Source organism: Umezawaea endophytica, assembly GCF_025061645.1.
Lineage (GTDB): Bacteria > Actinomycetota > Actinomycetes > Mycobacteriales > Pseudonocardiaceae > Umezawaea > Umezawaea endophytica.
The window spans coordinates 62,011-85,805 of the sequence record NZ_JANYMP010000014.1; the positions used below are offsets into that span (position 1 = coordinate 62,011).

The window sequence follows — 23,795 nt, forward strand, 5'->3', positions numbered from 1 at the left end:
TTAGGCAACACTGAAGCTATAGAGATTGCTGGAACCATGACGAAACCGGACTCCGACTTGGCGAAGGCACCAACGCCACTTCCTCCGGGGATACCGCTCCAGCGGCGGATATCGCACCGGTGGCAGCGAAAGGGATCGCGGCGCAGGACATCTCGACCGCTGACGACCCCTCCCCCCGCAAGGCTCGACCAACCGCGCGCTCGAACACTTCCCAGCGAGTCGAACCCACCGCACGCCGCTCCCCCTGCCCCTCCCACCGACACCTCCCGCCAACACCTCCCCTCACTCCCCTCACTCCCCTCGATCCCTCCCGCCGACGTCTCCCCTCGCCCCCTCGCCCCCTCCCGCCGAGGCCTTCCCGCCGACCGCCCCCTCGACCCCTCCCCTCGACGACCTCCCGACGACCCCTCCCCTCGATCCCTCCCACCAACACCCCCGCCGACCCCTCCCGCCGAACCCTCCCCTCGACCCGTCCCACCGACGACCGCTCCCCGCCCTTCTCCCCGACCCCTCCCTCCTCATTGCCCTCAAAAGCGTGGTTTGACCGCGCCCGACGCCACCACCCAGGCGACCCCACTTCAGTCAACACTGAAGCTATAGAGCGCAACAGGTTTACCTCTACCCCATCCGGGGGACCTGATGATCGTGATCCTTGATCAGGCGGATCTGCTCGCAGGCAGGTACAGGCTGCTCGACCGAATCGGGTCGGGCGGTATGGGTGTCGTGTGGGCGGCCGAGGACCGCCTCCTGCGCAGACAGGTGGCCATCAAGGAGGTCCACCCGGACCACGAGGACCGGATGCGGCGCGAGGCGCAGGTCGGGGCGAAGGTGTGTCACCCGAACGTGGTGACCGTGTACGACCTGGTCTACGAGGGCGACAAGCCGTGGCTCGTGATGCGGCTCGTGCGGTCGCGGTCGCTGGCGGCGGTGCTGGTCGACGACGGTCCGATGCGTCCCAGCCAGGCCGCGGCGATGGGGCGGCAACTCCTCGCGGGCCTGGACGCGGTGCACGCCCAGGGCGTGGTCCACTGCGACGTGAAGCCCGGCAACGTCCTCCTCGACGACCGCGACGACGCGTACCTGACCGACTTCGGGATCGCCGCCGACACCGGCTCGCGGATGATCGGCACCCTGTTCGGGGCGCCCTCCTACATCGCGCCGGAACGGGCTCGCGGTCTGCCGATGGGCCCCGCCTCCGACCTGTGGTCGCTCGGCGCCACGCTCTACGCCGCCGTCGAGGGCAGGCCGCCGCTCGATCGCGGCGACCCGCTGTCGACCGTCACCGCGATCGTCTCCGAACAGCCGGAGCCCCCGGCCCACGCGGGCGGGTTGCGCTCGGTGATCGACGGGCTCCTCGAACGTGATCCCGCCGACCGCCCCGAGGCCGCCGAGGTGGCGCGGCTGCTGCGCCAGGTGTCGGACACCGCGGGCGAGTCCACCCTGGTCAGGCCACCGGTGGTGGCGCTGGGTGACCGGTCGGCCTCGATCCCGATCCCCCGACGGGTGCCAGAGCTGTCGCTCCCCCGCCACCGGGCGGTGGGCATGGGCAAGGCTTCGACGTCGACGCCCCGGCACAGCGCGGCCACCACCCCGGAGCCGGACACCGAGAGCTCCGCGCAGGGCGTGCTGCCGGTCCCCGCCCCGCGCGACAACCCGACCACCGCCATCCCGGTGGGCCGTCCGCCGCTGCTGCACCGGACGCCGCTCGTGCTGCTCGGCCTGACCGCGGGGATCGCGGCGGGGCTGGTGTGGTTCGGCGGCCAGGCCGTCCAGCAGCAGCACCCGGCGGGCTCCCCCACCACACCCACCTCCCAGGCGCCTGCGGTGGCCCCGGAGGCGGCCGTGCAGCCGTCCGGAGGGCCCACCGCCAAGCCGGTGGCACAAGCACCTGCACAGGCACCTGCACGAGCACCTGAGGCCCTGAGCAGCCCGGCGGACGTGCCCGACACCACTGCACCGGTCGTGACCAGCACGGAAGCCCAGCCGGAGACCACCACTCCCCCGGCGCCCACGACGACCGAGGCGCCGTCGAGCGCACCGGAAACGACCGAGGCCGAGTCCTCCACTCCCCCGCCGAACGGACCGTCGGAGGTCGAACCACTAGGGTGACCCGCCGTGGAAGCGCCCCCGTCATCCCAAGACCCCACCGATGCCCTGTCCGCGGTCCCGGTAGCCGGTTCGCGCCGGTCCGCGCCCGTGGTCGGTCACCTGAAGTTCTACTTCGGGCCGATGGACTGCGGGAAGTCGACGCTGGCGTTGCAGATCGACCACAACAACTCCCGGCAGGGTCGTCGGGGGTTGTTGCTCGTGCGCCACGACCGCTCGGGCAAGCCGCAGATCTCCAGCCGCATCGGGATCGCCCACGAGGCCGTCGAGGTCTCGGACGGCGACCTCAGGCTGCTGGTGCGCGCGCAGTGGGCGCTCGGGCAGCGGGTCGATTACCTGATCGTCGATGAAGCACAGTTCCTATCACCCGTTCAGGTGGAACAATTAGCGGAACTGGCGGACGACGTCCAGGTCGACATCTACTGCTTCGGGCTGGCCACGGACTTCCGCGGCGAGATGTTCCCCGGCTCGCGGCGGCTCTTCGAACTGGCCGACGACCTGCACGCGATCCAGGTGGAAGTGCTCTGCTGGTGCGGCCTACCAGGGCGGTTCAACGCTCGGGTGCGAGCCGGACGGGTGATTCGCGCCGGGGACACCGTGATGGTGGCGGACACGGAGCAGAAGCGACCTGACACGGAGCGTGGCAGTGTCCCAGAACACACTGAAACTACGGTGCGCTACCAAGTGCTCTGTAGGCGTCACTTCCGACTGGGCGACCTAGGGCCGAACGTAGCCCAAAGTGGTCAGCTTAGGCTGGCGTAAGCGCACACTTACGAGGGGTACTGCTCCATTCGTGTGACGAACTCGCACGGTAGCTTGATAACGCGTCACGATCCTGGCGCGATTGCATCCCTTAGTAGGAAGCCTTCGTTGACGGGTGAAAGACGTCACTGTGGGCGACCATGACCGTATACCGGGGAACGAACGGACCAATCCGTACGTTGCACTCGGTGAGCAAGAAGCCTGGGCCCCGGCCCTGAGGCCGAGCGAAAGGACAGCGCCATGGCCGACCGCGTTCTACGTGGCAGCCGGCTCGGAGCAGTCAGCTACGAGACCGACCGCAACCACGACCTAGCCCCGCGCCGTGTCGCGCGGTTCGCCTGCCCCAAGGGGCATGACTTCGAGGTTCCGTTCTCCGACGACGCCGAGCTGCCTCCGACCTGGGAATGCCGCCTCCACGGCACCGAGTCGAAGATCATCGACGGCGTCGAGCCGGAAGCCAAGAAGATCAAGCCCCCGCGCACGCACTGGGACATGCTCCTGGAGCGTCGGACGATCCCCGAGCTCGAGGAGCTGCTCGACGAGCGCCTCGAAGAGCTGCGCGGACGGCGTACCCGCACCGCCTGACCCAGGCGTGCCGAGACCACAAGGGGCCGCCCACCGGAATTCCGGTGGGCGGCCCCTTGTCGGCGTTCTAGAACGTCCGTGACGCCCGCTGAGCCCCGCCAGGCCTGGAAGGGACCCGGCGGGGTTCTCGGGCGCTCTAGCTGCCGCTGGGCGTCTTGGCCTTCGGGGCGAAGACGTTCTTGAGCTGCGTGCCGCGGCGGCGCAGGCCCCACTTCGTTACCCGGATGAGCGCCTCGCGGACGACGTTGCCGCTCATCTTCGACTCGCCGATGATCCGGTCGGTGAAGGTGATCGGGACCTCGACGATCCGGAAGCCCAACTCGTGGGTGCGCCACGACAGGTCGATCTGGAAGCAGTAGCCCGAGGACGCCACGTTGTGCAGCTTCAGCTTCCGCAGCACCTCGGCCCGGTACACCCGGAACCCGGCCGTGATGTCCTTGATCGGCGCACCGAGCGCGATCCGCGAGTACAGGTTGGCGCCGCGCGAGAACACCTCCCGCGACTTCGGCCAGTTCACGACGCTGCCGCCGGTCACGTAGCGCGAGCCGATCACCAGGTCCGCGCCCGCGGCGGCGTCGAGCATCCTGGGCAGGTCCTCCGGCGCGTGGGAGCCGTCCGCGTCCATCTCGACGAGGAACTCGTACCCGCGCTCCAGCCCCCAGCCGAAGCCCGCGACGTACGCCGCGCCGAGGCCCGCCTTCTCCGTGCGGTGCAGCACGTGGACGCGCTCGTCCGCGGCCGCCATCTCGTCGGCGACCTGTCCTGTCCCGTCGGGGCTGCCGTCGTCGACCACGAGGGCGTGCACCTCGGGCAGCGCGGCGTGCAGCCGCTTGACGATCGTCCCGATGTTGTCCCGCTCGTTGTAGGTCGGGATCACCACCAGCACCGGCCCGAGCTCGCGGTCAGGCTGCGCCTGCTGGTCCGCCATCCGTGTCCTCCTCGCCGGGGCCCACCTCGGGCTCCGGACGCGCTTCTCGTCGTTTCTGGGTAAGGCTGAACGCAACGGCCAGGAGGCCGAGAGCGGACATCACCCACTCGGGCCAAGCACCAAGCCGAGTCGCCAGCGTAGTCTGCCCGCGCAGCGGCACCCGCTCGACCAGTGCCGCGGGGGTGAACATCCCGGTCTTCTGGGTGACGTGCCCGTCGGGCGCGACCATGGCGCTGACGCCGCTGGTGGCGGCCACGACGACCGCCCGGCCGTGCTCCACGGCCCGCACCCGGGACATGGAAAGCTGCTGGTAGGTCATCTCGGTGTACCCGAACGTGGCGTTGTTCGTCGGGATGGCGATCAGGTTCGCGCCGGTCTTCACGTTCTCCCGGACGATCTCGTCGAACGCGACCTCGTAGCACGTGTCCAGGGACACCTTCGCCGGTCCCATGACGAACCCGTCGGGGTCGGTCCCCGGCTGGAAGTTGTTCGCCCGGTCGACCAGCTTGCTGAAGATCCGGAAGAACGACCGGTAGGGCATCGTCTCGCCGAACGGCTGGAGCTTGCGCTTGGTGTAGGTGTCGATCGGGCCGCGCTCCGGGTCCCAGAGGACGACGGTGTTGCGCGGCAGGCCGTCGTCGCCGAGCACGACCGCGCCGACCGCGATCGGGGCTTTGATGCCCTCGGCGGCCTGCTGGATGCGCAGGGCGGCGTCGGCGTTGCGGAACGGGTCGATGTCGGAGGAGTTCTCCGGCCAGATGACCAGGTCCGGCTGGGGCTGCTTGCCGTCCCGGACGTCCTGGGCCAGTTCCAGGGTGCGCTTGACGTGGTTGTCGAGCACGGCGCGGCGCTGGGAGTTGAAGTCGAGGCCCGCCCTGGGCACGTTGCCCTGGATGGCGGCCACGACGGCCGTGCCCTCGCTCGCGTCGGTGCCGACGAGGCCGTTGGCGGCCAGGCCCGCGGCGAGCGGGACGACGACCAGCAGCGCCGGGACCAGCGGCCGGGCGCGGAGGTTCCGCACGACCGCGGCCAGCCCGAAGCCGGTCAGCGCGACGGCGAACCCGATCAGCGGGGCGCCGCCGAGCGCGGCGAGCGGCAGGTACCAGCCCTCCGGCTGGCCGAACGCGATCTTGCCCCACGGGAAGCCGCCGAACGGGAACACGCCGCGCAGCAGCTCGTCGGCCACCCACAGCAGCGCGGCCCAGAGCGGCGCGAGCGGGAGTTTCGACACCACCGCCATGGCCGCGGTGCCCAGGCCGATCAGGGCGGCGCAGGCGAGGCTCAGTGGCAGCCACGCGACCGGTCCGACGAACTCGCCGGTCCAGGCCAGCAGGGGGACGAGGAACCCGAGGCCGAACAGCACGCCGTACCCGAAGCCCGCCCGTGCGCGACGGCCGTGCAGGGTCCAGGCGAGCAGGGCGAAGCCGACGGGGGCCAGCCACCAGACCGTGCGGGGCGGGAAGCTCAGGTAGACCAGCACACCCCCGCTCGCGGACAGGAGTGCCCTCAGCAGGAGTCCACGGACGTCTCGCGGAGGGCGGCTGGGCGGGGTTTCGGCGACGGGCGTGTCCGACGCCACGGGAGTTGCGACCACCGGGTGAGCGTACGAGCCCGAGGTCACGGCCCGGTGAGGCCGGGCCGTGACCCCCTGCGGGGTGATACCCCGAAGTGGGAATTCAGGGTTGTCACCGATGCACGGCGCCCCGGAGCGCGGGCACTGTGGAGGCATGACATCAACGTTGACGAGGCCCCAGCACAAGAAGGTCATCGCCGGTGTGTGCGCCGGTCTCGCCGATCGGTTCGGCATGAAGCCGAACACCGTGCGGCTGATCTTCGTCCTCTCCTGCCTGCTCCCCGGTCCGCAGTTCGTGGTCTACCTCGTCCTGTGGTTCATGATGCCGAAGGCCGGTTACTGATCCGCTAGGTCAGGTGGAGCGCCGCGGTCAGCACCAGTCCGCCGATCGCGATGAGCCACGTGTAGGGCAGGGTCGAGGCCATCACCTTCTCCGGCCGCACACCCGCGTACTGCGCGCTCCACACGGTCTGGGTGCTCGTCGGGTCCGAGACGCCGAGCACCTGGCCGTAGGAGGCCATCAGGCCGAGCACGGCCGTGGACGGGTAGACCCCGCCCGACACGAGGACGCCCGCGACGCCCGCGCCGAGGCCGTAGACGTTGAACGGCCCCCGGTAGAGGCACAGGGGGACCAGCGCGGCGAACACCAGCACGAACAGCACGGTCCCGGACGGGCTCAGCGCCGAGACGATCGGGGTCAGCGCGCTGACCGCTCCTGGCAGTCGAACGGCCGAGAGCAGCATGCCGATGGCCACGAACAGCACGATCGGCGGCGCGGCGACGTCGAACGCCCGGTAGAGCGAGCGCAGGGCGCGTTCGCCCAGCTTGCCGGGGCGGGTGGTGGTCAGCAGCGCGTAGACCACGCCCGCGAGCAGGGACGGCACGATCGGCACGTGGAAGCCGAGCGCCAGCACGATGGGCACGGCCGGTGAGACCAGCGCGTACCAGGGGGCGTCGCCGCGCCGGACCCTGGTGGACGCGGGCTTGGCGTCGAGCCGGACCGCCCAGGCGTGCCGGGCGCCGCGGCGGCGGGTCTCGACCAGGATGTAGAGCAGGCTGCCCGCCAGCACGATCGGGAACAGCGTGAGCTGGAACGAGCGGACCTGGTCGATGGGGATCTTGATCGCGTCGGACAGGAACTGCCAGCCGATCAGGTCCAGCGGGAGGCCGGTGGCGATGCCCATGAGCACCGTGCCGCCCGCCACCACGGGCCGGACGCCGACGGCGATCATGGCCGGGATGCCGACGACGCCCGCGAGCATGGCGGCGGGCGCGGAGCCGGTGATGCTGCCGCACAGCACCGCCACGGCGTAGACGCCGAGCGCGACCACGACCTGCCGCTCCCCGCCGAACTCGACGATCTTGCGCACGAGCGTGGACGCGATGCCGGTGTCCTCCATCAGCGTGCCCAGCCACGAGCCGAGCAGGACGGCGATCATCGTCGCGGCCAGCAGGGTCGAGCCGGTCTGGAGGACGGTCGTGCCCACGCTGTTCTTGTCGCCGAGCACGGTGGCGCCCGCGAGCAGGGCGATCACGACCGCCATCAGGCCGAGCGCGAACGCGGTGGGCAGCACGCGGGTGAGCATCAGGACGACCCCGACGGCCATCACGGCCAGGATTGCGTATCCCACGGGTCAACCTCCGAGTTCGGCTAGTGCGGCGGACAGGTGCAGGGGGCTGCGCCGCAGGCCGCTGGCGCGGTGGGCGTAGCGGTGGGCGACGACCTCGTCGGCACCCACGACGTGGCCGCGGACCCGGAGCGGGCCGACGCGGCAGACCACGTGGTCCAGGCGGTGGCGCAGGTCGCGCGCCAGTCCCCCGTGCAGCCGGTGGTGCACGACCTCGTGCGCGACGGCGGCCCGGCGCAGGGCGTCCGGCGTGACGTCGGTCCACCCCTTGCGGGCGGCCACGTCCGCGAGCAGCGCGAGGCTGTCGGTGTGGACGGTCACCGTGTGCGTGCGGGCGTCGTACTCGGCGAGGGTCACCACGTCCCGCGCGACGCCGTTCGCCTCCTCCACCACGCGCACGTCCGGGTCTTCCAGGGGTAGCTCGTCGCCGAACGCCAGCGCGGTGGCGGCCCAGGAGCGGAGCTGCTCCTCGGTGCGGTTCTCGTGGGTGGCCGTGGCCCTCAGCAGCGCCACGGCCAGGTCCTCGTCGGTCCTCATCCACGGTCCTCCAGGATCGCGACGAGCGGCTCGTCCGGCGTGCGGGACTTCAGCTCCGCGCCGATCAGGGCCACGAGCTGGTCGCGGTCGAGCACCCCGGACAGGTCGGCGATCTTCGGGCCGACCAGCAGCCACACGGCGGGCGCGCGGCTGCCGCCGTCGCCGACGCGGGTGTGCTCGTCGACCAGCCTGGTGAGCGTCCCGGACGCCTCGCCGACGCTGGTGCGCTCGACGTGCGCGTTCGCGCTGTGCAGCCGGACCACGCCGTCGACGTCGACCACCCGCACGTGCTGGGCGACCGGCCGGAACCTGCCGAGGAACCCCTTCGGCCTGCTCCGCGCGCCCAGCGCCCGGTGGTGGCCGGTGCGGGCGAGTTCGCTGACCTCGCTGCCGGGCACGCCCAGGGTGCGGGCCACGTCCGCCAGCACCTCGTCGTCGTCGGCCACGGCGGCGCGGTCCTTGGTGCGCAGCTCGGTCGCGCCGGTGGCGACGGCCAGGATCAGGTTGCGCTGCGGGTCGACCGTCACGTCGACCTCCACCCCCGCCGGGTCGGCGCCCTGGGCGATGACCGCCTGCTCGGCCTGGGCGCGCACGGCCAGCACGTCGGTGTGCGACGGGTTGGGCACGATCTTCTCGACCGATTCGCGGACCAGCGCCAGCGCGGCGCCCAGCGGGCTGATGACCTCGCTGTGCGCGGCGATCCGCCAGTCCAGCCCGGACTCGGCGCCCAGGAACGGCGTGACCGCCGCGGCCCCTCCTCCCCCGCCGACGAGGCTCAGCGCGTCCCGGTCGAGCCCGTAGCCGTCGACCAGGTCGTCCACGACGGCCTTCACCGGCTTGACCGCCTGGCGCACAACGGCTTTCGCGGCGTCCTCAGTGGACAGTCCGAGCACCTTCGCCAGCGGCTCCAGGGCTCGGCGCGCCGCTTCGGGGTCGCAGTGCGCGTAGCTGTCCTCGGGGACGACGCCCAGCGCGTTGGCCGCGCAGGTGAGGGTGAGCGCGTACCGGGTGCCGTCGGGGGTCTCCAGCGCCACGTAGTCCGCCGGGTCTCCCTGCTTCGGCGCGACGGTCACGAGCTTCGCGTCGACCAGTGCTTTGGCGGGGGCGAAGCAGGCGTAGGCGAGTCCGGCGATGTGGGCGCTGCGCGGTCCGACCGCCCTGATCGTCGTGCCGTCGAGCCGCACCAGCGACCCGCCGCCGACGCCGACCGTGCGGACGTCGAGCGCGGGCAGGTACGTCTCCCGACCACCGAGGCGGGCGTGCCGCACCTGCACCCGACCCCGCCGCACGACGCTGATGTCGGTGGACGTGCCCCCGGTCTCCAGGAACACGCCCTCGCTGAGCCGCTCCCCCATCAGCGCCCCGGCCACCCCCGCCGCCGGGCCGCTCAGCGCCGTGAGCAGCGGTCGCTTCCGCATCTCCGGCAGCGACATCACGCCGCCGTCGCCGCGCATCACCATCAGCGGCGCGGTGATGCCCGCCGCCTCGACGCTGCGCTCGACCAGGTCGGCGGTCTCCACCATGCGCGGCATGATCCCGGCGTTGAGCACCGCCGTCCGGGCCCGCTTCGCCAGCCCGTACAGCCCGGTGATCTCGTGCGTCGCCGTCGCGAGGAGCCCCTGCGACCGGGCCTGCGCGACGACCGCCCGCTCCCCCAGCGGGTCGTCGACGCTGAACGGCTGCACCGCCACGACGACCTCGGCGCCGTCCTCCACGACCTTCGCCACGGCCGCCTTGACCTCGACCACGTCCTCGGCGTCGCGCACCCCGGCGTACCGGATCGGCAGCCCCCTGCCGGGCGTGAGCTGGAGCTTCGCCAGGGACCTCAGCCTGCCGGTGGCCCACGACTCGAAGCCGCGGCCGACACCGACGACGCCGACGGTCGCGACGTCGCCCTCCAGCAGGGCGTTGGTGGCCTGGGTCGTGCCGTGCGCCAGGAAGGACACCGACGAGGCGTCGATCCCGGTCTGGTCCTGGAGCTCGCGCAGCGCGGCCAGGATGCCGTGCGCGACCCCGTCGGGGTGGTCGTGGCTGGTGGGGACCTTGACCTGGCCGAGCAGGGCGAACGTCGTCGCGTCGACGGCCACGGCGTCGGTGAACGTGCCACCGACGTCGATGCCGATCCGGACGGGGTGTGGCGTCACTGCAAACACCTCCGGGGGAAAGTACTGGGGATCAGTAGCCGCGCACGTCGGGCCAGTGGCGTTCGACGCCCGCCTGGTCGAGGAGCTGGGCGAACTCGTCGTGCAGCTTGGGGTCGGAGCGGATCTGGCGGGGGGTCCTGCCGCGGCGCAGGGCGAAGCCCGCGAGGTGGCCCGCGACCTCGCCGACGTTCCACTCGACCGGGTGGAGGCGGTAGCAGCCGTTGGTGATGTGGGTGGTGCCGATGTTCTTGCCCGCGGGGAGCAGGTTGTCGACCCGCTGCGGCAGGAGCGCGCCGAGCGGGATCTCGAAGGGGACGCTGGCGATGTCGACGTAGCCGTCGCCCGCGGTGGAGGGGTGCAGGTCGATCCGATAGCTGCCGACGCCGACGGAGTCCGCGTACCTGGTGCGCTTGCCGGGTCCGAGCAGGTCGAGGGACACGTCGTGCTCGGTGATCGTGGTGACCGCCCTGATGCGGCGGGACTCGCGGACGTACGCCGACTTGGCCAGGCCGTCGGTCGTGCCCATCACGTCGTGCCGCAGGCGCAGGCCGGGGAAGCCGGTGCCGCCGTCGACGCGCGGGGCCTCGGTCTGGAGCCAGTGCAGGACCGACAGCGAGAGCTGCTTGGCCTCGTCGTGGGCCTTGGCGACCGCGGCGGCGTCGACGCGGCCCTCGACCTCCAGCGCCGGGGACAGCCAGTAGTCGTTCAGCGGCCAGTTGACGAGCGTGATGTCGGAGTCGAACGCGCCGGGCTGGTGCACGCCGCGCGCCAGGATGCGGCGGAACGCCCACAGCTCCTTGTCGCCCGCGTCGGCGCTCTGGTCGGCGGTGACGGCCAGCGGGTCGGCGTCCGGGTTCGGCTCGAACGTCCTGGCGACCGGTTCCAGCGTGCGCGGGTCGGGAGCGGTGAAGCCGAGCAGCGGACCGGGCCAGAACTCGGGCCGGTAGGAGCGCCAGAAGTCGTACATCCGGGGCTTGTCGATCGTGTGGTCCTCGCCCGCGTGGTGCGAGAGGGCGAAGCAGTAGGTGATGCCCTGGAGGTTCAGCGGGTCGGCGGTGTCCGGGGCGTGCGGCTCGTCGTGCTCGGCGCGCGACTCCGCGCCCACGACGTGCTCGACCCCGGCCATCGGCAGCAGGTCGCCGTTCTCCGTCGCGTCGAGCACGTAGTCCGCGCGCACGGTGGTCGTGTTGCCGTCGTCGTCCACCAGGTCGACGGCGTCGACCGCGTCACCGGTGGTGTGCGCGCCGGTCGGGCGGTGTCGCAGGAGCACGGTGATCCGGCCCGCGCTGCGGTGCGGCGCCAACGCGGCCTCCAGCACGGCGAGCGCCACGCGCGGCTCGTGGCAGAGCTTCGACACGCGGCCCGCGCCGGGGTTCAGCTCGGCCAGCCGCATCGCCTCGGCGCGCAGCGGGTAGTGCCTGCGGTAGTAGTCGCGGATGCCCTCGCGGACCCGCCGGTAGGACGCCGTGGCGCCGAACCGCTCGATCCACGGGTTCTCGTCCGGCGGCACGCCCTGCGCCGTGAGCTGCCCACCGACCCAGTCCGTCTCCTCGGTGAGCACGACGCGGTGCCCCGCGCTCGCGGCGGCGAGAGCGGCGGCGACACCGCCGAGCCCTCCTCCGACGACGAGGATCTCGGTGTCCAGTTCGGTCATCGCACGTCCTTCACGGTGGTGCCGGGCACGGGTTCGCAGGCCAGGAGCTGGTGCTGGTTCTCGGGGTCGCCGGTGATCAGTTCCACCAGCAGTTCGACGGCGCGGCGGCCCATCTCGCGGCGCGGCACCTCGAAGCCGGTGACCTCGGTGCCGCCCTCCGGCGGCCTGCCGAGCACGGCGTAGGACAGGTCGGTGCCGTCGACGGCGGCCCGCACGGCGAGGTACGCGGCGTCGGTGTCGGTCTCCTCGACCACGACCGCCGTGACGCCGTCCCGCGACCACCGCTCGACGACACCGCGGTCGACGGCGGTGCGGACGACCTCGCAGTCGACCCCCGCCGCGGCCGCCGCCTCGACCACACCGCGTTCGCGGTCCGTGGACGAGGGGGCGTCGTCGTCCTCCCGGACGTACCTGATCACCCGGTGGCCGCGGTCGACGAGCAGCTCGACCACGGCGGCGGAGGCGGCAACGTAGTCCGCGCCCACGAACGGGATCCGGCCGTCCAGCTCGTCGCGGCGGCCTATGTAGACCAGCGGGAACTCGCTCTCGACGAGCTTCTCGATCGAGTCGACCGGGACGTGGCGGCCGAAGAACAGGCAGCCGTCGGCGATGCGGGTGCGCCGGATCGCGGCCTCGTCGTGGGTGCGCTCGCCGCGACCGTCGGCGCCGGTGAACAGGATCAGGTCCTGCCCCAGCGCGGCGGCCTGCTCCTCGACGCCGACCAGGATCGGGTAGTACGAGTCGGCGACGTCGGTCGGGAAGGTCGCCTTGAACGTGTAGAGGCCGAGCATGTGGTTCCGCTTGGACGCGAGCCGCGTGGCGACCGGGTCGGGGACGTAGCCGAGCCGCTCGGCGGCGGCGAGGACCCGCAGCCGGGTGTCCTCGGACATCCGGACGCCGCTCTGGTTGCCGCCGAGCACGACCGAGACGGTCGCCTGCGAGACACCCGCCAACGCGGCGATGTCCGCCTGCCGTGGTGCGCGGCGTTTCATGGGCCCTCCCGGTGCTAATGCGGATTAGCGAGGAGAGTGGTGCGGTTCCGGGTCCGTGTCAAGGGTTTGGCCGATTTTGCATTTCCCCAGCACTAATACGTATTAGCACCTTGACGGTCCGCCCGGCGGGACTCAACACTCGGCCAACCCCCAACGGCGAGAGGGAGAACCACGATGACCGGAGAGCTCAACCGCAGGACCCTGTTCCGGGCCGGAGCGGGCCTCGGCCTCGGACTGGCGGTGACGTCGCTGGCGCCGGGGATCGCGTCGGCCGGACCCGCCGGGTTCCCGACCTACCGGTACGTGCGCACCGCGTTCGACAAGAGCAAGTTGAAGTACAACCCCACCAACGAGCTGATCTTCCCCACCATCCGCGGCACGGTCGGCCGCGTGGCGAACGCGCTGGGCCGCTTCTACCTGTACTACGCGCCCCACGACGCGCCCGGCGGCATCTGCCTCGCCTACGGCGACTCGCTGGAAGGGCCGTTCACCGAGTACCCGAACAACCCGATCGTGAAGCGGGACTGGGCTCCGCACTACTCGGTGTCGCACGTGTCGTCGGCGCACGTCCTGTGGAACACGGCCGCCAAGGAGATGTGGCTGTACTTCCACGGCGAGAACACCACGACCCGGCTGGCGCGGTCCAAGGACGGCGTCAACTTCACCTACGACAAGGTCGTGCTGTCGGCCTCGATGCTGCCGTCCGGGACGACCGAGACGTCCTACGCCAGGGTGTTCGAGCACAAGATCGCCTCACGCGGCGCGAACTACGTGATGGTGTTCATGATCAACACCACCGCGAACAAGCGGAACATCGGCTGGGGCTGGTCCGCGGACGGCCGCACCTGGACGTTCTCCCAAACGCCGCTGATCAGGGCGTCCGAGGTGGGCGCGACCGACGCCGCCGCCCCCACGCTCGCGTACCGCAACGGGACGACCTACGTCGTGTTCCACACCAACCTCGGCACCATGCACCTGACCGAGGTCGGGAACGACTTCACCCGCAAGGTGCACCACGGGGTCTTCCACCAGCCGCTCACCGGCGCGCCGGACCGCGGCAGGTCGGCCGCGCCGTCGTTCGGGACGGAGAACGGCGTGGAGTACATGTTCTACGAGGCGGGCGCCCGCCTGGAGGGCTCGATCGCCATCGCGCGCGCCGTCTAGCCGCCGGGTGTGGTCGGTTCCGCCGGACCGGCCACACCGCTCACGCGGACCACCGTGGCGTCGTCGGAGGCCTTGTTGCGCCGGAACGCCTCCCCCAGCGGATCGGCCGCCTCGACCTCCCGGACCAGCCTGATCAGGTCGTCCGGCGCGGTGTCCAGCACGTCCTCCCAGCCGAGGACGCCGAACGGGTCCACTGCTCGGGCCGCGCCGTCCGACAGCAGGGCAGACCGCGAGAAGGGCGCCCAGCCGACGACCGCGTGCCGCGCCGCGTCCGCGTCCGCCGCCGCGATCCAGTACCCGCCGGGCCGGTTGCGCGCCGCGAGTTCCGCGTGCTTCATCCGCACCAACGCCTCGTCCTTGCCGTCGGCCCCGATCAGGTGAGCGTCGGCCAGCAACCGCTCCTCGGGGGCGGTCCTGCCGACCCGGTCGTCGGAGACGACGGTGGTCACGCCGCCTATCTCCAGCACCAGCGACACGTCACCGAGCACCGCGTACGCGAGCCGGTCGCCCTCCACCCGGACGACCCCGACGGCGGCGGACGGCGTTCCGGGGTGGTCGAGGTCGCACTCCGGGTGCAGGGCCGCCACTCCCCTGATCGCCTCGGCCAGGACCTCCGGCAGCGGGCTCGCCACGTCGACGGCTCCCGCCACCAGCCTCGCCCCCAGGTTCCGGACGTACCAGACGACGCCGTGCCGACACCCCGTGCCCGTGCGGACGGTGGCGCCGTCCAGCACCACGACCAGGTCCGAGCCCGCGCTCAGCCAGTCCTCGTTCGGCCGGGACGGCGTGCCGGGGGACGTGGCGGCGCTGACGTGCACCCGCTCACCCGACCGGCAGGCGGAGCTGCAACGACCCCGGCACGTAGCCGTGCGACTCGTAGAACCGGATCGCCGCCGTGTTCGACGCGAACGCGTGCACGGTCACCTCCGTGACGCCGCGCTCGCCCGCCCACGCCACGAACGCAGCGTTCAGCTCGCCCCCGACGCCGGACCCGCGATGGTCGTCCGCGACCCGCACGCTCTCGAGCTCCGCGCCGACCACCGAGGGGCGGACGGGGTTCGGGCCCTTCAGCCTGCCCAGCAGGTGGCCGACGACCTCGTCGCCGTCCACGGCCACCAGGCACAGCACGTCCGGGTCGGCGATGGCCGCGCCGTAGTACTCGTGGCCGTGCCGCGCGGGCCACGACTGGTCCATGTGCGGGTCCCTGGTTCCGCCGTCCTCGGCGAACAGGGCGGCGGCCGAGGCGACGAAGGCGTTCAGGTCTGCCGGTCCTGCGGTGCGAACGGTCACGTGGTCCCCCCGTGGTACTGGTCGGCCAGTGCCGCGCGGACGATCTCGCCCGCTTCCTCGGCCGAGAGTCCCACCTCGTGCGCCGTCGCGGCGTAGGAACGGGCGGACCGGAGCACGCGTTCACGGCTCCGCTCACCCGCCGCGCTGACCACCGTGCCCGCGCGGCCCCGCGTCTCGATCAGGCCCGCCTCCTCCAGTTCGCGGTAGGCGCGGGCGACCGTGTTGACCGCGAGCCCCAGGTCGGCCGCGAGCGCGCGGACCGTGGGGAGCCGGGCCCCCACGGCCAGCTCGCGGTTCGCGATGCGCAGGGCGAACCCCGCCCTCACCTGCTCGTACGGGGGGACCTGGGACTCCGGGTCGATGCTGATCACGGGGTGATCCTGGCAGCTAGCCCAACAGCTTCGCCACGTTGGCCTTGTCGGCGCCGAGGTCGACGTACACCGCGGCCCACGCCTTGTCGGCCTCGTTGGGGCCCGTGCCGTCGCAGAAGGCCTTCTTGCCGTGGGCCGTGTAGTAGCGCAGCACCGGCAGGACCTCGTCGGTCGGGCCACCGTCCTCGTCCGTGTAGTCCGCGGCCGGAGGGGCGGGCTGGTGCTTCATGCACGCGACGTCCGCCAAGCCCTCGTCGTCGAACTTGACGCCGGCGGCGGTCGCGCCCGAGGTGCATCCGGCGAGCACGAAGAGGGCCGTGGCGACCAAGAACAGTTTCACGGTGGTAGTTCTCCTAACCGATCAGTGCGCGGGTGGTGAGACCGAGTCCTACGACGAGCACCAGGGCTGCGGTGCTGAACGGCGTGAACTCGGACAATCTGCGGAGTCGTGCGGTGACCGCGAGGTTCTCCAGGCGGTCGCGGACCTTGATCAACAGGAGTCCGGCGAGGGTGAGCATGGCGGCCATCCCGGCGCCGTAGGCGAAGACCAGGACGACGCCGAACCAGGTGCGGCCGAGCGCGACCGCGCCGAGCAGGACGATGAGCGCCGACGGGCTGGGCACGAGCCCGCCCGCGACCCCCATGCCGATCAGGCTGGCCCGGCCGTAGCGGGGGCCGTGCGAATGCCCGTGACCGTGCCCATGGCCGTGACCGTGGCCATGCCCATGGCCGTGTCCATGACCGTGCCCGGTGTCGGAGGTGGCGCCCGCTCGGCGGCGGCGCAGCGCCGAGGTCAGCAGGACCCCGCCGATGACGGCCACGAGCAGGCCGCTGGCCATGCCCAGCCAGCGCAGCACCACGTCGCCCGCCAGCGCGCTGGACACGCTGAGCAGCAGGCCCAGCACCAGCACGCCCGCGGTGTGGGTGAACGTCACGGTGGCGCCCACCAGCACGGCGTCGCGGCTGGTGCCCCGCCGTCCGGCCAGGTAGGCGGCCATCAGGGTCTTGCCGTGGCCGGGCAGGGCCGCGTGCGAGGCGCCCAGCACCAGCGCGAGCAGCACCGCGAGGATCCCGACCACCGGGGTCAGGTCGCGGGAGCCGATCAGGCCGTTGAACGCCGCCGTGGTGGCGTCGATGAACCCGATGCCGGTCCGCACGGGCGTGGTGCCCGCGGTGGCGGCGGTCCCCTCCCCCGGCTGGGCCTCGACGGTGACCGCGCGGACGTCCATCGGCGTCGACAGGAGGTCCTCGGGGTACGCGCGCAGCTCGTCGGTGGCGCTGCTGGTCGGCACGCCGCCGGACAGCGCGACCCCGGTGCCGGTGGCGGTGATCTCCCGCCACCCCATCCGGTCGGCGAGGTAGGTGTCGCCGAAGGTCACCGACACCTTGCCGTCGACCCGCAACGGCGCGGTGAACTCGCACACCAGCCGCGTGGTCGCCAGGTCCGCCTGGCCCGGCGGGTGGGTGACGGTGGCGGACTTCGTGCTGAACGCCAGTCGGTCGCCGTCGGCGCGGGCGTCGAGCGCGGCCTGGACGTCGGCGCACTTGCGCGCGGCGTCGACCGGCTTGGCCTCCTGGAGCGTCGGGATCTCCGCGCTGTCCACGACGGACCGCACGTCGAGCCGGTCCGGGTGGAACTGGAGCACGTCGGAGTGGTTGACGCTGAAGTTGCCCAGCGGGTGCGCCGCGGACACGCCGGACCCCAGGAACAGCGCCAGTCCGCACAGGACGACGATCACCGCGGCGCGCTTCATCGGGCGCTCTCCAGTTCGGCGAGCTTGGTGCGCGCGATCGGCGCGTGCAGCGGGGAGAAGTACGGGTTCATCGTCAGGGCCTCGGTCAGCGAGGCGTGGGCCTCGGGACCGCGGCCGAGCGCGGCGAGGATCATGCCGCGGTGGAACGAGAAGGTGGCGTTGCGCCAGCCCAGCACTGCGGCCTTGTCGGAGAACTCCAGCGCCTCGGCGTCGCGGCCGTTCACGTGCAGCGCCCACGCCATCGCGTCGGCGGCGAGCACGCTCTGCCTGCGACCCCACTCGGCTTCGGCCAGCGCCAGTGCCTCGACGGGGTCGCCGTGGTCGGCGGCGACGGTCGTGAGGGTCAGGTCGTCGTTCGCGCCCTGCGCGGCGAGGAGCTTCTTCTGCTCGGCCAGCACGGTGTACTGGGCGGCGGCCTCCGGCTTGCGCCCGGCCTGGTCCAGCAGTTCGGCGTACTCCAGCAGGTAGTGCGGCACCGGGACCCGGTTGACGACCTGCTGGTAACCGCTGAGGGCCTCGTCGAACTTCCCGCGGGCCCCGGCGACCTTCGCCTTGCCCTGCAAGGAGGTCACGTCCTGCGGGTTGAGCGCGAGCCCCTGGTCGTACTGGCGGGCGGCCTCGTCCAGGTCGCCGCGGTTGAACGCCAGCTCGCCGAGGTAGTAGTGGCAGAACACGCGTTCGTCCGAAGTGGACGCCGCGGCGAGCGCGCGGTCGAGGGCGTCCTTGGCCTCGTCGATGCGGCCGTGGGTCTCGAAGTGGTAGGAGGCGCGGGTGAAGGAGGCGACACCCGGCCGCAGGTCCAGCATCCGCTGGAGGGAGGCGGTGGCGGCCGCGTCGTCGCCGAGTTCGGTGTAGGCGTCGACCAGGACGCCCTGCACCTCGGCGGAGTCCGGGCGGACCGCCTGCGCCTTGAGGCCCCAGTCCCGAGCGGCGGCGAAGTCGTGGCGGGCGTTGGCGAGCGCGCCCTGCCCGAGCATGGCCTCGCCGTTGTCCGACGGCTTGATCTTCAGCGATTCCTCCAGCGCGCCTTGGGCTTTCACGTAGTAGGAGGGGTCGGCGCCCGCACGGGCCAGTTCGGTGTAGGTGGCGCCGAGCTCGGCCCACGTGCCCGCGTCCCCCGGTCGGGCGTGGAGCTTCTCCTGCAACGCGACCGTCCGGGTCTGGAGGGCGTTCGCGCGGCTCACCGCCGGGGCGGGGTCGGCGGTGCCGTCCGTGCGGGCCGCGTACGACACGGCCACCACCGCGACGGCGACGGCCGCGGCGGACCACATCAGGTACTGGCGCTTCATGGCTCTTCCTCGGTCACTCCGAGCCGGACGCGGGCGGCCGCGTCCGGCTCACGGTGGTCAGGGCGTGTTGACGGCCTTGTTGCGCGGTAGTCCGACGTACGGGAAGTTCGGGGCGAACTCGACGTCGTTGTGGTGCACCTTGTCCCCGGCGGCGAGCGCCTTGACCAGCTTGCCGCTGGCCGCCGCGCCCTCGAGCGCCTGGATCTCGATGTCCACCACGTCGTCGAACAGCCGACGCCCGTTGGGGAAGCCCTGCGTGTCACCGGCCAGCACTCCGAGCCGGTTGGGCTGCGGGTTCGGCGCGATGGACATGTTGAGCCGCAACTGCTCCGACGGCGCGAACCTCTTCGGGTCCACGTCGGCGTTGTTGAGCTGCGAGTTGAGGTCGACCTTGATCGGCCCGCCCGCCTTGGTGGTGATGCCGGTCAGGAAGATCTCCGCCAGGTCGGCGCGCGGCTCGGCGGGCGCCTTGATGCCGTAGATCTGCTCGATCAGCTTGGGCAGCTCGGGTTGGTTTACCCGGTCCAGCAGGGCCTGCACCTTGGCGTCGTTGACCGGCTCCAGGCCGTTGAACGCGTCCTTAATGCCCGCCGAGGAGACGACCTCGTTGACGAGCGGGTTGCCCAGCCTGGACACCTGCACGAACGGGCCCTCGGCCTTGGCCGCGCCCGGCGACAGGCGCAGGGTCTGGCGTTCGGTGTCGGCCCAGATGCCGATGACCGGGTTGCGCTTCGCGTCACCCTTCAGCGCCAGCATGTGCTTCGGGATCTGCAACGCGATGGTGTTGACGTTGTAGCCCTTGAGCGTGTCCTGGCCGACCTCGGACAGGTTCGCGCCGTAGAGCAGGTCGAACACCCGCAGGTCCGCGAAGAACGGGTCGTCCGCGGGTCCCGCGTAGACCTGGCCGCCGCCCTGGAGCTTGGTGATCGCCTGGTCGCGCAGCGGCTGGAAGTACGGCATGGACGCCGGTCCGACGATCGACGGCGCGACGGCGCCGTTGCTGATCAGGACCTTCCTGCCGCCACCGTCGTCGATCTGCTCCAGCGTGTACGTCTGGCGGAACAACAGGTTCTCGTCGTCCAAAGAGGACACGACGCCGTTGTTGTAGAGGAACGTGTCCGCACCGCGCTTGTCCTCGGTCTTGAAGGTCAGGCGGTAGGTCAGGTCCGGTACGGCGTCACCGTCGTTGTCGATGTTGACGTCGTAGTGCGCGTCGGTCGCCCAGGGGTAGAAGTTGGGGCCGCCGTTGGGTTCCTGGAAGCCGTAGTAGTTCGCGATGATCGTCACGAAGTCCGGCTGGTCGCCTGCCACGAACGCGTACAGGTCGGTGTTGTCGACCGTCGGGTCGGCGGAGATCAACGGCGCCTCGCGGTGGCTGGACGCCACCGAGGAACCCGGCACCAGGACGTCGACAGCGGCGATCATCAACGTCGCCCCGGCGGCCGCCAGCACGCCCCTCGTGCGTCGCCGCCGTGTCAGTGGTGGTGCTTCTGCCATGCCCGCTCCTTTCCCGCTAGCCCACGCACGCGGGCTTCAGGGAGGGATTCGCAGGAATCAGCAGCGGCGTTCAACGCTGGACCATTACACAGGTGATATTGGTCCGAACGGCCCAGGGTTTAGGACCGTTCGGACGTGTTTCACGCCTGGGCGCGGTCCGCGGCGTCGTAGATGACCCGTCCGTCGAGGACGGTGCGGAGGCACGTCGGCAGCGGCACCCCCGGTTCCAACGGCGGCAGGCCGGGCACCCCGGAACGCGGGTCGAGGGACCACCGCTGGACCCGCGAGTCCGATCCGGCGACGACCAGTTCGGCCGCGTCCCACACCGCGTAGGTCGCGGGCGCGCCCGGCTGGAGGGTGCCGGTGACGCCGTCGTCCACGCCCGCCGCCCGCCAGCCGCCCCTGGTGTGCGCGGTGAACGCCGCGCGCGGCGACAGCCCGGCGCCAGGCGTGCGGTGGTGCACGGCCGCGCACACGGCCGCCCACGGGTCGACCGGGGTCACGGGGGTGTCCGAGCCGAGCGCCAGCAGCATCCCCGCGGACGCGAGCTGGGCGAACGGGTTGAGCGCCGTGCCGCGCTCCACGCCGAGGCGCTGCGCGTACATGCCGTCCGGCCCGCCCCACTCGGCGTCGAACAGCGGTTGGACGGACGCCACGACCCCGAACGCGCCGAGCACCTTCGCCTGGTCGGGGGTGATCATCTCCACGTGTTCGAGCCGGTGCCGACGGGCCGCCAGCGCGGGCGCGCCGACCTGCTCGGCCGCCAGTTCGAAGCCGCGCACGATCGCGGTCATCGCCGCGTCGCCGATGACGTGGAACCCAGCCTGGACCTTCGCCTCGGTGCACCGCACGAGGTGCGCGGCGATGGCTTCCACGTCCTGGTACAGCGCGCCGGAGGTGTCCGGCGCGTCGGCGTAGGGCTGGTGCAGCGCGGCGGTCCGCGAGCCGATGGCGCCGTCGACGAACAGGTCGCCCGCGTACCCGGCGACGGGCAGGTCGATCGGGTCGGTGTCGCCCCAGTACCCGACGACCTGCGGTCCGTCGACCATCATCAGCAGCTCGGTCAGGTCGTCGACGCTGGAGATGTCCGGTCCCGCGCACTCGTGCACGGCCGCCACGCCCTTGCTCGCGGCGTGCGCGAGGAACGCCCGCTGCGCCGCCCGGCGCTGCTCGACCGGGATCGAGTCCTTCGCGACGGCCCGGATGCGGTGGTGCGCGGCCCGCGACAGCGGTCCGTCCTCGGACCACCCGTCGGCCTCACGGGCGCCGGGCGCGGCGTCGACCAGCGCCGTCGACGCCAGCGCCGAGTGCACGTCGATCCGCGACAGGTAGACCTGCGCTCCCCCGGCGGCGTCGTCCAGCTCGGCGCGGGTCGGCGGACGGCCCTCCGGCCACTTCGTCTCGTCCCAGCCGTGGCCCCAGATCAGCGGCCCGTCGGCTTTCCGAACCGCGTCCAGGCACTCGGCCAGCGACGCGCAGGCGGTCAGGTCCAGGCCGATCAGCAGTAGGCCTGCCGAGGTGGCGTGCACGTGGGCGTCGACGAACGCGGGGGCGACGAACGCCCCGTCGAGCTGGACGACCTCGGCGTCGGGGTGCAGCGCGAGCCCGACGGAGTCCTGGCCGACGAACACGATCGTGCCGTCGGTGATGGCCATCGCGGTCGCCGCCTGGGACGAGTAGATGCGCCCGCCCACGAGAAGGGTCGTGGTGCTGGTTTTCCCCGCTGAGGCGCCGGAAGAATTTGTCGTCACGACCGCTCAGTCTGCCTCCCGCGCAAGTCGGTCGCGGAGGCGGGCGTGGCGGAACTGGTAGACCGGACCGGCCTGCCTGAGCACTCCCCTGCGGTGGGCTTCGCGCAGGAACGCCATCAGCCGCCACGGCAGCTTTCCCGTCGCGGCGAAGTAGGCGCGGGCCAGGCCGAACCGCCCCCAGGCCTGGTAGGCGATGGTCTGGGCGAAGCCGATGGCCACCGACACGGCGACGGCGCGCGGTCCGCCGCCGCCGAACAGGGCCACCACGATGCCGATCGGGACCGCCATCTTGACCACGTTGACCACGGAGGTGGTCCGGTCGATCCGCAGCAGCCGGTCGGGGTCGCTGACCAGCCGCTCGACCGGGTTCGCGCCGATGGCGGTGGCGACCGCCAGCACGGCGCACGCGAGGGCGAGGAGTGCCGTCTGCGGCGGGGAGAGGTCCAGCAGCAGGCCCGTGCCCGCGCCGCCGAGCAGTCCGACCGCCGCGGCCACCGGGAACCCGGTCCAGCTCACGGGCCGCAGCCGCAGCGGCGGCTGGTCGGTGGCCACGCCGGTGGTCCACGGGATGAGCAGCACGACCAGCAGCGCCCCCACCATCACCGATCCGCTGATCAACGCGCCGACCAGCACCGGCACGCAGGCCGCGACGACGTACAGCGGCTCGTAGGCCTTGACCGCGCTGGGCAGCCGCCACCAGGCCAGGTCGTGGGTGTCGCGCCGGACGAGGACCTCGGCCAGGACCCTGAAGTACCGGCGTTCGCGCTCGCCGTAGAGCGCGGGGACGTACCGGCCCAGCAGGTGGTCCTCGGGGTCCGGCACCTCCAGCAGTTCGGCCGGGTCGGCGGTGTCGTAGACGGTGCGGGCCAGGGTGAGCATGAGCGGTGTGCCCAGCACCGGGTGCAGGCGGTCGAGCACCGGCGCCCACTTGTCGCCGCGGGTGGAAAGCCTCAGGTACTTCTCCACGTCGGCGGCGTCCAGGTCGGCCAGCACGACGGCCGCCGCGCCGGTGACCACGTCGGCCGCGGCGGCGTACTCGTCCACGCGGCTGGTCAGCACCAGCGGGTCGCCGTCGCCGAGTGAGGCGTTGATCTCGCGGATCGCCAGGTCGCGCAGGTCGGGGGCGATCTCGTCGAACCCGTCGAGCACCGGCAGGATCCGCCCGCCCTCGACCAGTCCCCCGGCCTCCGGGCCGTGCTCGCGCACCAACCGGTCGGTCATCCACGTCAGCAGGTCCGTGGTCGGGTGCCACGACGCCAGCGGGAAGATCACCGGGACGCGCTCGCCCTCCACTCCCAGCACGAACCGCGTGGTGAACACCGTCTTGCCGGACCCGGCCCTGCCGAGCACCACCAGCCGCCCGGACGGCACGGCCGCGTACACCTCGGCGACGTGGTCGAGGGTGCCCGCGAGGTCGATCGGCTCGTCGCGGTCCGGGTCGCGGTGGATCGTGGGCCAGTGGTCCACGAGGTCGGCGGGCGCGTTGGCCCACCGCACCGGCAGCGGGTACGGGTCGTGGACGCCGCGGATCCGTTCCTCGCGCCGCCACTGGGCGCGCACGGCCTCCGCCAGGTCGAGCGCGGGCGGCGCGGAACGCCCGCGCCACCACTGCGACAGCGCCAGCAGCAGACCCGCGCCGCCGAACGCCATGCCGAGCACGCTGGACTTCTGGTCCGCCAACTCCCACCCGTCGCGGAACAGGAACAGGAAAAGGCCGGTGGCGACCACGAGGGTCACCACCGGCCAGGTCCAGCGCGGTAATCGCATCAG

At 72.1% G+C, this 23,795-nt stretch carries 21 protein-coding genes; 5 read left to right on the plus strand and 16 right to left on the minus strand.

Annotation, left to right across the window (positions count from 1 at the left end; all coding sequences use genetic code 11):
• Positions 1-639: 639 nt before the first annotated feature.
• The 3 genes from NZH93_RS27065 (at position 640) to NZH93_RS27075 (ending at position 3,453) form a co-directional block, all read left to right on the plus strand.
• Positions 640-2,109, plus strand: coding sequence for a serine/threonine-protein kinase (locus tag NZH93_RS27065; protein ID WP_259626028.1), 1,470 nt, complete (start codon positions 640-642; stop codon positions 2,107-2,109).
• 6 nt (positions 2,110-2,115) lie between these two features.
• Entirely contained in the window at positions 2,116-2,868 is a 753-nt protein-coding gene (locus tag NZH93_RS27070) for a thymidine kinase (RefSeq protein ID WP_259626029.1), read from the plus strand.
• Between the two features lie 240 nt (positions 2,869-3,108).
• Complete coding sequence (locus NZH93_RS27075) at positions 3,109-3,453, plus strand: RNA polymerase-binding protein RbpA (RefSeq protein WP_106194336.1); 345 nt, start codon at positions 3,109-3,111, stop codon at positions 3,451-3,453.
• A 136-nt stretch (positions 3,454-3,589) separates the two neighbouring features.
• Here NZH93_RS27075 and NZH93_RS27080 read toward each other — a convergent pair whose 3' ends face one another.
• A complete protein-coding gene (locus NZH93_RS27080) occupies positions 3,590-4,381 on the minus strand; it encodes a polyprenol monophosphomannose synthase (RefSeq protein WP_259626030.1) in 792 nt (263 codons plus the stop codon).
• Positions 4,356-5,975 carry an apolipoprotein N-acyltransferase gene (lnt, locus tag NZH93_RS27085; RefSeq protein WP_259626031.1) on the minus strand — a complete coding sequence of 540 codons (1,620 nt, stop codon included), beginning with the start codon at positions 5,973-5,975 and terminating at the stop codon, positions 4,356-4,358. Before lnt ends, NZH93_RS27080 begins: the two co-directional genes overlap by 26 nt.
• A gap of 133 nt (positions 5,976-6,108) precedes the next feature.
• Between lnt and NZH93_RS27090 the strand changes: the two genes are divergently transcribed.
• Positions 6,109-6,297: a PspC domain-containing protein gene (locus NZH93_RS27090; protein WP_259626032.1), complete on the plus strand. Its 189-nt coding sequence runs from the start codon at positions 6,109-6,111 to the stop codon at positions 6,295-6,297.
• A 4-nt stretch (positions 6,298-6,301) separates the two neighbouring features.
• Here NZH93_RS27090 and NZH93_RS27095 read toward each other — a convergent pair whose 3' ends face one another.
• Genes NZH93_RS27095 through NZH93_RS27115 form a run of 5 tightly spaced genes read right to left on the minus strand, consistent with a single transcriptional unit; the run spans position 6,302 to position 12,909 of the window.
• Positions 6,302-7,585 (minus strand): transporter, encoded by a 1,284-nt coding sequence (locus NZH93_RS27095; protein ID WP_259626033.1) that lies wholly within the window; start codon positions 7,583-7,585, stop codon positions 6,302-6,304.
• A 3-nt stretch (positions 7,586-7,588) separates the two neighbouring features.
• Entirely contained in the window at positions 7,589-8,119 is a 531-nt protein-coding gene (locus NZH93_RS27100) for a hypothetical protein (RefSeq protein WP_259626034.1), read from the minus strand.
• Entirely contained in the window at positions 8,116-10,263 is a 2,148-nt protein-coding gene (locus NZH93_RS27105) for a hydantoinase/oxoprolinase family protein (protein ID WP_259626035.1), read from the minus strand. Before NZH93_RS27105 ends, NZH93_RS27100 begins: the two co-directional genes overlap by 4 nt.
• 31 nt (positions 10,264-10,294) lie before the next feature.
• Positions 10,295-11,917 (minus strand): FAD-dependent oxidoreductase, encoded by a 1,623-nt coding sequence (locus NZH93_RS27110; RefSeq protein ID WP_259626036.1) that lies wholly within the window; start codon positions 11,915-11,917, stop codon positions 10,295-10,297.
• On the minus strand, positions 11,914-12,909 hold the full coding sequence (locus tag NZH93_RS27115; RefSeq protein ID WP_259626037.1) for a LacI family DNA-binding transcriptional regulator: 996 nt from the start codon (positions 12,907-12,909) through the stop codon (positions 11,914-11,916). Before NZH93_RS27115 ends, NZH93_RS27110 begins: the two co-directional genes overlap by 4 nt.
• A 174-nt stretch (positions 12,910-13,083) precedes the next feature.
• Between NZH93_RS27115 and NZH93_RS27120 the strand changes: the two genes are divergently transcribed.
• Entirely contained in the window at positions 13,084-14,073 is a 990-nt protein-coding gene (locus tag NZH93_RS27120) for a glycoside hydrolase family protein (RefSeq protein ID WP_259626038.1), read from the plus strand.
• Here NZH93_RS27120 and NZH93_RS27125 read toward each other — a convergent pair.
• The 9 genes from NZH93_RS27125 to NZH93_RS27165 form a co-directional block, all read right to left on the minus strand.
• Positions 14,070-14,891 carry a hypothetical protein gene (locus NZH93_RS27125; RefSeq protein WP_259626039.1) on the minus strand — a complete coding sequence of 274 codons (822 nt, stop codon included), beginning with the start codon at positions 14,889-14,891 and terminating at the stop codon, positions 14,070-14,072. The genes NZH93_RS27120 and NZH93_RS27125 overlap by 4 nt on opposite strands.
• A gap of 4 nt (positions 14,892-14,895) precedes the next feature.
• Positions 14,896-15,363 carry a GNAT family N-acetyltransferase gene (locus tag NZH93_RS27130; RefSeq protein WP_259626040.1) on the minus strand — a complete coding sequence of 156 codons (468 nt, stop codon included), beginning with the start codon at positions 15,361-15,363 and terminating at the stop codon, positions 14,896-14,898.
• A complete protein-coding gene (locus NZH93_RS27135) occupies positions 15,360-15,734 on the minus strand; it encodes a GntR family transcriptional regulator (RefSeq protein ID WP_259626041.1) in 375 nt (124 codons plus the stop codon). Before NZH93_RS27135 ends, NZH93_RS27130 begins: the two co-directional genes overlap by 4 nt.
• A gap of 16 nt (positions 15,735-15,750) precedes the next feature.
• Positions 15,751-16,074, minus strand: coding sequence for a hypothetical protein (locus NZH93_RS27140; protein WP_259626042.1), 324 nt, complete (start codon positions 16,072-16,074; stop codon positions 15,751-15,753).
• A 13-nt stretch (positions 16,075-16,087) separates the two neighbouring features.
• Entirely contained in the window at positions 16,088-17,488 is a 1,401-nt protein-coding gene (locus NZH93_RS27145; protein WP_259626043.1) for a nickel/cobalt transporter, read from the minus strand.
• A complete protein-coding gene (locus NZH93_RS27150) occupies positions 17,485-18,777 on the minus strand; it encodes a tetratricopeptide repeat protein (RefSeq protein WP_259626044.1) in 1,293 nt (430 codons plus the stop codon). The genes NZH93_RS27145 and NZH93_RS27150 overlap by 4 nt, the downstream gene beginning before the upstream one ends.
• Before the next feature lie 57 nt (positions 18,778-18,834).
• A complete protein-coding gene (locus tag NZH93_RS27155) occupies positions 18,835-20,274 on the minus strand; it encodes a DUF4331 domain-containing protein (protein WP_259626045.1) in 1,440 nt (479 codons plus the stop codon).
• 140 nt (positions 20,275-20,414) lie between these two features.
• A complete protein-coding gene (locus NZH93_RS27160; RefSeq protein WP_259626197.1) occupies positions 20,415-21,929 on the minus strand; it encodes an amidohydrolase in 1,515 nt (504 codons plus the stop codon).
• A gap of 102 nt (positions 21,930-22,031) precedes the next feature.
• Positions 22,032-23,792 carry an NACHT domain-containing protein gene (locus NZH93_RS27165; RefSeq protein WP_259626046.1) on the minus strand — a complete coding sequence of 587 codons (1,761 nt, stop codon included), beginning with the start codon at positions 23,790-23,792 and terminating at the stop codon, positions 22,032-22,034.
• Positions 23,793-23,795: the final 3 nt, after the last annotated feature.